Annotated in this window: 9 protein-coding genes; 7 read left to right on the plus strand and 2 right to left on the minus strand. The window is 57.5% G+C overall.

The genetic code is table 11. The features are described from left to right. The first annotated feature begins 108 nt into the window (after nucleotides 1-108). Nucleotides 109-741, plus strand: a complete 633-nt coding sequence (locus HMPREF1147_RS05460; protein WP_009658034.1) for a hypothetical protein — start codon at nucleotides 109-111, stop codon at nucleotides 739-741. A gap of 223 nt (nucleotides 742-964) precedes the next feature. On the opposite strand, the gene HMPREF1147_RS05465 is transcribed toward HMPREF1147_RS05460, so the two are convergent. After that, entirely contained in the window at nucleotides 965-2,287 is a 1,323-nt protein-coding gene (locus HMPREF1147_RS05465) for an MFS transporter (protein WP_009438398.1), read from the minus strand. Between the two features lie 148 nt (nucleotides 2,288-2,435). Here HMPREF1147_RS05465 and HMPREF1147_RS05470 point away from each other — a divergent pair, with 148 nt between their 5' ends. The 6 genes from HMPREF1147_RS05470 (at nucleotide 2,436) to HMPREF1147_RS05495 (ending at nucleotide 10,040) form a co-directional block, all read left to right on the plus strand. Further along, nucleotides 2,436-3,113 carry a Crp/Fnr family transcriptional regulator gene (locus HMPREF1147_RS05470; protein ID WP_009658039.1) on the plus strand — a complete coding sequence of 226 codons (678 nt, stop codon included), beginning with the start codon at nucleotides 2,436-2,438 and terminating at the stop codon, nucleotides 3,111-3,113. Nucleotides 3,114-3,272: 159 nt separating this feature from the next. Continuing rightward, nucleotides 3,273-6,965 (plus strand): nitrate reductase subunit alpha, encoded by a 3,693-nt coding sequence (locus HMPREF1147_RS05475; RefSeq protein ID WP_009438420.1) that lies wholly within the window; start codon nucleotides 3,273-3,275, stop codon nucleotides 6,963-6,965. Continuing rightward, on the plus strand, nucleotides 6,955-8,376 hold the full coding sequence (gene narH, locus HMPREF1147_RS05480; protein ID WP_009658021.1) for a nitrate reductase subunit beta: 1,422 nt from the start codon (nucleotides 6,955-6,957) through the stop codon (nucleotides 8,374-8,376). Before HMPREF1147_RS05475 ends, narH begins: the two co-directional genes overlap by 11 nt. Then, nucleotides 8,376-8,912 carry a nitrate reductase molybdenum cofactor assembly chaperone gene (narJ, locus tag HMPREF1147_RS05485; protein ID WP_009438486.1) on the plus strand — a complete coding sequence of 179 codons (537 nt, stop codon included), beginning with the start codon at nucleotides 8,376-8,378 and terminating at the stop codon, nucleotides 8,910-8,912. Before narH ends, narJ begins: the two co-directional genes overlap by 1 nt. Further along, complete coding sequence (gene narI / locus HMPREF1147_RS05490) at nucleotides 8,909-9,574, plus strand: respiratory nitrate reductase subunit gamma (RefSeq protein ID WP_009348712.1); 666 nt, start codon at nucleotides 8,909-8,911, stop codon at nucleotides 9,572-9,574. Before narJ ends, narI begins: the two co-directional genes overlap by 4 nt. Nucleotides 9,575-9,671: 97 nt before the next feature. Next, on the plus strand, nucleotides 9,672-10,040 hold the full coding sequence (locus tag HMPREF1147_RS05495; RefSeq protein WP_009658038.1) for a cupin domain-containing protein: 369 nt from the start codon (nucleotides 9,672-9,674) through the stop codon (nucleotides 10,038-10,040). A gap of 78 nt (nucleotides 10,041-10,118) precedes the next feature. On the opposite strand, the gene HMPREF1147_RS12260 is transcribed toward HMPREF1147_RS05495, so the two are convergent. Then, nucleotides 10,119-10,306 (minus strand): transposase (locus HMPREF1147_RS12260; RefSeq protein ID WP_369791740.1); only part of this gene is annotated, 188 nt, incomplete at its 5' end.

The following is a 10,306-nucleotide window of genomic DNA, read 5'->3' on the forward strand; positions in this document are numbered from 1 at the left end:
TCTGAAAGCCCTCTGAAAGAAAGTATTCAGAGGGCTTTCAGCGTCTCTCGTTATAATGGGCGCATCTTATAGTCTGTATCAATCGGGGAACAGGGAAGAGGAACGCTTTTGAACATGCAAAGGTGTGCGGCGTTTATTGCCGTTGCCGCTTTGACAGGCTTCGCCGCCCATTATATCTTTTATCAGAACTGCGCCGTGCCGTCTCCGGGCGGAGTGCATCGCGCCGCGGCGATTGCCCGCGCGGACGTGGAGAAAACGCTCTCGGCAGACGATGCCGTGCAGCGCGAAGCAGAGAGTCTGCGCGTACATCGTAAAGAGACGAAGGCAGCGGTCTCGCGCCTCACACCGGACGGACTCGTGCTCGGCGATATTTCCTATGCGGCGCCGGAGACGGATGTCCGCGCGCGCTGCGGCAGCCCCGAGGGGATGGAGACGAAACGGAGCGAGCGGTATCCCGGCAAGGATGTTCGCACCTATGAATATGCGAACGGTCTGACCGTTCACTTTGTAGACGGCACCGTGCGCCGGGTGAAGATTTCATCGCACAGCACGCTTGTCTCTGGGAAGGGCGTGGGGATCGGCACCTCGGTTGACGCGCTGCGTAACATTTATGGAGAGCCCTGTCTTGTTTACGGCGATGACTATATTTACTTCTCTGAGGACGATCCTACCGTGGGCATCGCCTTCGAGATGGAGCACGGCCGCGTCGAGGAGATAAAAATGGGAGACTTAGGGCTATAGAGTGGCAGTGAAATAATGTCGTACCAATACATCGGTACGGCTTTTTTATTGAATTTCATCGATCCTGTGCAGTTGCCATAGAGGAGTCTTTGTCGTATAATTCTATTATATCTCGTTCATAGTATTGCGCTGTCAATTTTGCCGTAATACTATTGTGCACGAGAAAAGCTGTGATACCTTTTGTGCAGGTATCACAGCTCCCGTTATGCATATCCGGAGGAGGTCAGCACTTGATGCCGGAACCTTTGCGGGCGTAGAACACCCACGTGATGATGATGGTAACGACGGTGAATCCGATAAGGTAGTAGAACGCGGGCGCGACATTCTGGTATGTGGCGTAGGAGTAGCCGAAGAGTTTCGGAATGAAGAAAGCGCCGTAGGCGGCGATCGCCGCGGTGAAGCCCGTGACGAGTGAAGCATGTACCGGATTCTCAAAGACGAAGGGAATCATGCGGAACGAAGCACCGTTGATGAAGCCCGTCGAGAAGAAGAGGACGAGGAAAGCGCCGAAGAATAGGGCGAAATTATGCATCTCGATGCCGAGAACGGTGACGATGCAGGCGACGAGCATAAGTACGAGTCCGCCAAAGGTGACGATGGAGCCGCTGTTGAGCTTGTCCGCCGCCCAGCCGCCGATGGGGCGTACGCTCGCGCCGATGAAGGGGCCGAGGAACGCGCCGTAGGCGAATGAAATCTCCGGGAACTCACGGTTGAGGAGCAGTGCCAGGGCGGCGGAGTAACCAATGAAGGAACCAAAGCCGCAGGTGTAGATGACTGTAATCAGCCATGTGTGTTTATTGCCAAAGATGGACATCATGCTTCGTGGACTTTGGCGCGGGATGGGCAGATTGTCCATGAAGAGCCACACGAGGACGAGCGTCAGCGCGGTCGGGATTGCCCAGAAATAGCAGACGCTCTGCACATAGACCTCTTTTCCTGCAGCATTGATGAGCGGCGCACCGAAGAGTCCGCCAAAGCCCATGCCGAGCAGGAACGGCGCGGTGAGGTAGATGATAGAGACGCCGAGGTTGCCGATGCCGGCGTTGATGCCGAGCGCAAGTCCCTTCTCCGATTTCGGGAAGAAGAAACCGATATTTGCCATCGACGAGGAGAAGTTCGCGCCCGCAATGCCGATCATGGCGACGAGCACGACGAATTCGTCATAGGTCGTCGCGGTGTTGGTGACGGCGTTGCCGAGTCCGATGAGTGGGATCAGCAGGAGCGCGGTGGAAAAGAGCGTCCAGTTGCGGCCGCCGACGATGGCGGGCATATAGGTGTAGACGAGCCGTCCCGTCGCGCCGACGAGACCCGGAAGAGCTGCGAGTGTAAAGATTTCATTATCAGTAAAGTGGAATCCGATCTGATTGAGCTGAGCGGCAATCGTTGCCCACATCGTCCATGCAACGAAGGCGAGGGTCAGCGCCCACGTCGATGTGTAGAGGTTGCGCTTGGCAATGCGCTCGCCGTAACGCTTCCAAAAATCCGTATCCTCCGGATTCCAATGCGCCAAAATTTCGCTGCGCGAGGTATACGCTTGTGCGCTCAATTTACAACACTCCTTTATGATTTCGCGGGGAAGCGCGGGTGCACCCCCTTTATTCATAGCTATGAGTATATAACGAAAAACTATATCTGTATGTGATGTTTCTCACAATACTGCCATCTGAATGCGAAGACTTTTTGGAGGAATGGACATGCCGGATGCGTTGGTACAGCCGTTTTATGAAGTACCGGGAAGAATCGTATCACTGCATAAAAACGAATACCTTTTTCACGAGGGCGGCGCGGCGAAGTATTTTTACTTCGTTCACAGCGGTCAAATCCGTATTTCCAAAAGTGCCGATTCGGGGCGTGTCCTCTCGCTCCGGCTCGCGCATCAGGGAAGCGTCATCGGGGAGCTGCCGCTCTATCAAAAGCGCCGTGTCTATATTTTTGACGCCATCGCAAAGACGGCGGCGGAAGTCTACGCGATCGAGTACCCTGTGCTTGAGCACAGCCTCGAGGAGCATCCGCAGCTTGCCGTCAATATGCTCAAGATCATGGCGAAACACATGCGAAAGCAGCATCATAAATTCCGTGACCTGCTCCTCTATGGGAAAAAGGGAGCCGTCTATTCGACGCTGATTCGCATGGCGAACAGCTACGGTCGCGAGGAGGACGGCGGGGTCTTGATTCCGCTGGAGATGACGAATCAGGAGCTGGCGGATTATTCGGCGATGTCGCGAGAGAGCCTGAACCGGCTGCTGAGCGAGATGAAGCGCGACGGTATCATCGCTTATCGCGGCAGCTTTATCTTTCTGCGGGATATGGCATATTTGCGCCAAGAGGTGCGCTGTGAGAGCTGCGGGGCGGAGGATTGCATCATTGAATAAAAAAACCTGATAGGTAAAATAGAAAAAATTGATAATAACGCCTTTTTTTGTGAGATATGTCACAGGAAAGGCGATTTTTTTTTGTTACACTACAATTAAGGAGTGGTGGATCGGATTTCATCGCTGTCGGTATCCGCAAAACTTTAGGAGGGCTTTGGGGTGCATAGTATTTTTCAGAAGTTCAAGTATCTTGTCCCCACATCGGTATCCGCAGACGGGCATCAGGAGATGCACGAGGGCGGACGGGACTGGGAGAACATGTACCGCGACCGTTGGTCGTTCGACAAGACTGTCCGAACGACGCACGGCGTGAACTGTACCGGCTCGTGCAGCTGGAATGTGCATGTGAAGAACGGCATCGTCGCGTGGGAGAACCAAGCGACGGACTATCCGGAGACCGCGCCGGATATGCCGGATTTTGAGCCGCGCGGCTGTCCGCGCGGGACGACGTTCTCGTGGTATCTGTATAGCCCGCATCGCGTAAAATATCCCTATATGCGCGGCGAACTCGCAGCGCTGTGGCGCGAGGCGCGCGCCAAGCACAAGACGGCGTTCGACGCGTGGAAGAGCATCGCCTCCGATCCTGTGAAGCAGAAGAAATATAAGGAAGCCCGCGGGATGGGCGGCTTTGTGCGCGCAACGTGGGAAGAAGTCTCGGAGCTGATCGCGTCCTCGGTACTCTATACGGCGTACACCTACGGCCCCGACCGCATCTTCGGGTTCTCGGTCATCCCTGCGATGTCCATGCTGAGCTATGCGGCGGGCATTCGCTTCATGCAGCTCATGGGCGGTGTGGGGCTTTCGTTCTACGACTGGTACGCCGATCTGCCGCCCGCGAGTCCGCAGATCTGGGGCGAGCAGACGGATGTGCCGGAGTCGAGCGACTGGTACAACGCGGGCTATCTCATCACATGGGGCTCGAACGTGCCTCTGACGCGGACGCCGGATGCCCATTTCATGGCGGAGGTACGCTATAAAGGGACGAAGGTCGTTTCCATCGCGCCGGACTATGCCGAGTCGTCGATGTTTGCCGACACATGGATCTCGCTGAAGGTCGGCAGCGACTCCGCGATGGCGATGGCGATGGGGCATGTGATCCTGAAGGAATACTATATCGATAAAACGGTGCCGTTCTTTCTCGAGTATACACGCAAGTATACGGATTTCCCGTTTCTCGTGCGCATCGAGGAGCGAAACGGCGGCTACGTTCCCGGGCGTATGCTCAGCTCGCGCGACATGGGGCGCGATGAAAAGCACGCGGACTTCCGCTACTACGTCGTCGACGACAAAACCGGCGAGATCGTCATCCCGAACGGGACGCTCGCCGAGCGTTGGAGCACGCAGGAAAAATGGAATATCAAAGAAGAGAACCGCGACACGGGTGCGGAGATTTGCCCGCGTCTCTCCGTGTGGGACGATCGCACGGATACGGTCGAGGTCGAGCTGCCGTATTTCGGCAACGACCGCGCAAAGCGGACGCTTACGCGCGCGCTCCCCGTACGCCGCGTCAAGACGGCGCACGGCGAGGTGCTCGTGACGACGGTCTACGACCTCACGCTTGCGAACTATGCGATCGACCGCGGTCTCGGCGGCGAGAGCGCCGGCTCCTATGAGGACGACACGCCCTATACGCCCGCCTGGCAAGAGAAGTACACGGGCATCTCGCCTGAACTCGTCATCCATACGGCGCGCGAGCTTGCGGACAACGCGATCAAGACGAACGGCCGCAGCATGATCATCATGGGCGGCGGCATCAACCACTGGTTCCATGCGGATGTCGTGTACCGCACGATCATCAACCTCCTGCTCTTCACGGGCTGTGAGGGACGCAACGGCGGCGGCTGGGCGCATTACGTCGGGCAGGAGAAGTTGCGCCCGAACGAAGGTTGGGCGCGCATCATGTCGGGCTCGGACTGGCAGGGACCGCCGAAGTTGCTCAACGCCACGTCGTTCTATTACTTTGCGACGAATCAGTGGCGCAGCGACGAGATCCAGGCAGACGCACTTGCGGCGCCGAACGAAACGGCGCGCTATACGCATCCCGGCGACTATGCAATCCTCGCGGCGCGTCTTGGCTGGGCGCCCGCCTATCCGACGTTCAACAAGGGCGGTCAGCAGATCGCCGACGAAGCCGCCGCCGCAGGCGGCGAAGGACTTGACGGGGTCAAGGACTACATCGTCAAGAGCCTCAAGGACAAGAGCCTCAAATTCGCATGGGAGGATCCGGACGCTCCCGAGAATTTCCCACGCAACCTCTTTGTCTGGCGCTGTAATCTGCTCGGTTCGTCGGCAAAAGGCAACGATTACTTCCTGAAATATCTCCTCGGCACGGAGAATAGCATTTTCCAAGAGGAAGATGCGAAAGAACACCCGCGGGAAATCAAATGGCGGGAGAAGGAGGAGCTGGCGCAGCCGGGCGGATCGCTCGAGGGCAAGCTCGACCTCCTCGTCGCGCTCGATTTCCGCATGGCGGGCAACGCGCTCTATTCCGACATTGTTCTGCCGACGGCAACGTGGTATGAAAAGACGGATCTTTCCTCTACGGATATGCATCCCTTTGTCCATCCGTTCCAGCCTGCGGTCGATCCGCTCTGGGAGTCGCGAACGGACTGGGACATCTACCGCACGCTTGCGGAGACGGTATCAAAGGTTGCCAAGGAAGCAAACCTCAAGCCCTACACGAACGTTGTGGCAACGCCGCTTGGACATGATAACGAGACCGAGCTGGCACAGCCGGACGGCATCGTGCGCGACTGGAGCAAGGGCGAGTGCGAGCCGATCCCCGGCAAGACGATGCCGAATATCGCGCAGAATATCATCGACTACACGAAGCTCTACGAAAAGTGGATCGCGCTCGGTCCGAACGCCGCAGGCAAGACGGCGAGCCACGGCAACACGTGGGACTCGGCGGAAGACTACGAAGAAGTGCGCGCGCGCAACGGCGTGATCCAGAACAAAGATTATGTTTCCTACGGGATGCCCTCCATCTACGAGGCGCGGCAGGCGATCGAGGCGGTGCTCGGCATGTCGCCGACGACGAACGGGCGCACGGCGGTGCGCGCGTGGGAAGCGGTCGAAAAGCGCACGGGGCTGACGAATCTCGTCCGCCTCGCAAAGGATCGCGAAGAAGATCGCTTTACCTATGATAAAGTCATTGCGCAGCCGCGTCAGACCATCACGGCGCCGACCTTTACGGGCAGCAATCAGAACCGCCGCTATACGCCGTTTACGACCAACGTGGAGGAACTCGTTCCGTTCCGTACGCTGACGGGGCGGCAGCATTTCTACATGGATCACGAGGTCATGCGCGAGTTCGGCGAGGCGCAGGCGATCTACCGCCCGATTCTCGACTTCCGTCCGATGAACAAATCCCTGAACGGGACGCAGAAAGAAATCACGCTGAAATATCTGACGCCGCATAACAAGTGGAGTACGCACAGCATGTACTTCGACGCGCAGCAGATGCTCACGATGTTCCGCGGGGGACAGAGCGTGTGGATGAGCGAGAAGGACGCGGCGGAGATCGGCGTGAAGGACAACGACTGGATCGAACTCTATAACCGCAACGGCGTCGTCGCCTCGCGTGTCGTCGTCTCGCCGCGCATCCCGCAGGGCGCAGTGTTCATGCACCATGCGCAGGATCGCCACATCAACGTCCCGGGGTCGAAGATCTCGGGCACACGCGCAGGAACCCACAACACGCCGACGCATATCCACATGAAGCCCACCCACCTCATCGGCGGCTACGGGCAGCTCAGCTACGGATTTAACTACTACGGCCCGACGGGAAATCAGCGCGACTCGTATGTCGTCGTGCGCCGCATGGAGGAGGTAGATTGGCTTGAAGATTAAAGCGCAGATTGCGATGGTCATGAATCTCGACAAATGCATCGGCTGCCACACTTGCTCCATCCTGTGCAAGAATGTGTGGACGAACCGCCGCGGCGCGGAGTACATGTATTTCAACAACGTCGAGACAAAGCCGGGCATCGGCTATCCCAAAGAATGGGAGAATCAGGAGAAGTGGAAGGGCGGCTGGACGCTGAAGGACGGCAAGCTCTCGCTCGCGACCGGCTCGATGGTCAGCCGTCTTGCCAAGCTGTTCTACCATCCGCAGCAGCCCGAGATGGACGATTACTATGAGCCGTGGACGTACGACTACGAGACGCTCCTCCACTCCAAGCGGAAGAATCATCAGCCCGTCGCGCGCCCGCGCTCGCTCATCACGCAGAAGCGGATGGAGATCAAGTGGGGGCCGAACTGGGAGGACGACCTCGCGGACGGGCAGTCGGCACGCCGCGACATCAACCTGCAAAAAATCGGACAGGAGATCACGCTCGAGTTCCACGACATCTTTATGAAGCATCTCCCGCGTCTCTGCAACCACTGCCTCAACCCTGCGTGCGTTGCGGCGTGCCCTTCGGGCGCGATCTACAAGCGCGATGAGGACGGCGTTGTCCTCATCTCGCAGGACGGCTGTCGCGGATGGCGGCACTGTGTACCGTCCTGCCCGTATAAGAAAATTTACTACAACTGGGAGACGAACAAGGCGGAGAAATGCACGCTGTGCTTCCCGCGTCTTGAGAACGGTCTGCCGACGGTGTGCAGCGACGGTTGCGTCGGGCGGATGCGCTACCTCGGCGTCATCTTCTACGATGCCAACCGCGTGAAGGAAGCCGCGAGCGTCACGGATCCGAAAGAGATTTACAATAAGCTCATGGAGGTCATCTGTGACCCGAACGATCCGCAGGTTGTTACGGCGGCAAAGGAGGCGGGCATTCCGCCGCGCTGGATTCGTGCGGCGCAGGATTCGCCCTCGTACCGCCTCATCAGGGAATGGCGGCTTGCGTTCCCGCTCCATCCGGAGTACCGCACACTGCCGAATATTTGGTATGTCCCGCCCCTTAGCCCCATTGCGCGGCGCGTGGAGGAGGAGGTATTCTTCCCGGGGGCGGCGGAGATGCGCATCCCCGTGGCATACCTCGCGCAGCTCCTCACGGCGGGGGACACGGCGGCGATCGAGCGCGTCCTGCACGTCATGCTCGAACTCCGCGCCGTCATGCGCGCAAAACAGACGGGCGATGCCGTTCCCGAAAGCCTCGCATTTCCGATAGAGACCTATGACGCGATGTACCGCTTGCTCGGGCTTGCCAAACGCAGGGATCGGTTCAACATCCCCGCAGGCGTCGCGGGCGTTGCGGATGAGAAACTGCGCGAACTGCAAGGAACGACAGGCTACGCATGTCCGGGAGGATGCTGCTGATGGAGACGGCAAACCGCATCCAAAAAGAACTGATGCTCACGGCGTATCTTTTCGAATATCCCACCGAGGATTGGTGGACGAATCTGCTCGATTACGCCGAAGCGGCGCGCGAAGTGGAGCGTCCGCAGACGCGCGAAGTACTGACGGAGTTCTTTGAGTATGTGGTGGAGAGCGATCGCCGGGAGTTTGAGGACGCCTATGTGCGTACCTTTGACTTTTCACAGAACACGAATCTTTACCTCACGACGCATAACCGCACGGATTTTGGGAAGCAGTCCGAGGAGATGCTCGCGTATAAGCAGCTCTTCCTTGACAGCGGATTCGATATTGACCGCGAGCTGCCGGACTATCTGCCGGCGATCCTAGAGCTTGCGGCGGCGGTACCCGAGGAGCGTGCCGAGTATATCCTTTCGCAGGTGCGTCCAAAGATGGAGCTCCTGCGGGATCGGCTGATCGAGGCAAAGCTCCCGTATGCGTTTTTGATTGACGTCGTGCTCACCGAAGCCGCAAGTCTCGTAGGGAGGTCCGCATCATGAAACAATTCGCATGGGGAGTGCTCCCCTATATTGCGTTCACGTTCCTCATCGTGGGGACAATCGTGCGCTATACGGTGTTCGAACGCAACTGGACAACGAAGTCGAGTCAGTTCCTCTCGAAGAGCGACCTCAAGATCGCGGGGCCCATGTTCCATTTGGGGCTCGTCATGGCGTTCGGCGGTCATGTTATCGGTGTGCTCATCCCGAAATTTATAACGGAGGCGGTGGGCATCAACGAACATCTCTACCACATGATCGCCCTCGGCGGCGGTGCCCCCGCAGGACTGCTGTTCTTCGGCGGCTTTATCCTGCTGCTGATCCGCCGCTTTGGCAAAGACCGCATGGCGGTGAACACCTCGACGATGGACAAGTGGCTCTATCTCTTCCTCTTTGCCGCGATCTTCACCGGCTGCGCATCGACGACGCTCAACGCTGTGCAGGGCGGATTTGACTACCGCGAGACCATCTCGCCGTGGTTCCGCTCCGTACTCATGCTGAACCCGCAGATTGAATACATGGAGAATGTGCCGCTCATGTTCCGCATTCACATGTTCTGTTGGATGGCAGTTGCGATTCTCTTTCCGTTCACACGTCTCGTGCACTGCCTGAGCGCACCGTTTGAGTACCTCGGACGCAGCCCGATCATCTATCGTAAAAAATAAAAAAATTGGTGTCCGCCGCTTCTTTGGAGCGGCGGATATTTTAATTGACAAGCATAGTTTGGTATTCTAAAATCTATGATTAAAGGAGTGTTTCAAAATGATTGAAGCAGGAACAGCGTTCTCGGCACGCCGGGTTCACTTGGCGGATGTGGCAAAGGCGGGGGAGACGGCGACGCGGACGACAATCTACAGCACGGCATCGACGAGCGGTGTCGTTTGGGTATTGAAGCCGGGGCAGGAAATCAAGACACATGGGCATGCGCAGACGGACGATATATGGATCTGCGTGCAGGGGACGGGCGTATTTTATCCCGCGCCGGGGCAGGAAGAACCGATCGCGAAGGGCGACGTTATCGTCTCGGCGAAAGGCGCATGCCACGGAATGCGCAATACAGGAACGGAGGACTTCGTTTTCGTCGGTATCCTTGCGCCCTTGCCGGCGGATTACTATCCCATCGAGGGATGAGGGGCGCGATGCGTTCGTGTAAACCGACGGGAAATTTCCCCTAAATTGCAATAGCAAGTGGGACAAGTAGGGAAAAAGTTACGAGGCAGCGAATTGAGCAACATATGAATCGAAACGCTCTTTGGGTGTATCGTATCCGAGGATTTTCCTGGGGAGGTTATTCATCCAGTCCTCTACCTGTTGAATTGTGTCCGGCGTGAGGCAAGCAATATCGGTCCCCTTTGGGATAAAGCGTCGTACCATGCCGTTTTGGCGTTCATTAGTTC

The organism is Selenomonas sp. FOBRC9, from assembly GCF_000287655.1.
Lineage (GTDB): Bacteria > Bacillota > Negativicutes > Selenomonadales > Selenomonadaceae > Centipeda > Centipeda artemidis.

Coding starts and splice junctions, on each gene's coding strand:
- narI (WP_009348712.1), top strand. CDS start 8,909: ATGAAACAATTCGCATGGGGAGTGCTCCCCTATATTGCGTTCACGTTC.
- HMPREF1147_RS05470 (WP_009658039.1), top strand. CDS start 2,436: ATGCCGGATGCGTTGGTACAGCCGTTTTATGAAGTACCGGGAAGAATC.
- narJ (WP_009438486.1), top strand. CDS start 8,376: ATGGAGACGGCAAACCGCATCCAAAAAGAACTGATGCTCACGGCGTAT.
- HMPREF1147_RS05495 (WP_009658038.1), top strand. CDS start 9,672: ATGATTGAAGCAGGAACAGCGTTCTCGGCACGCCGGGTTCACTTGGCG.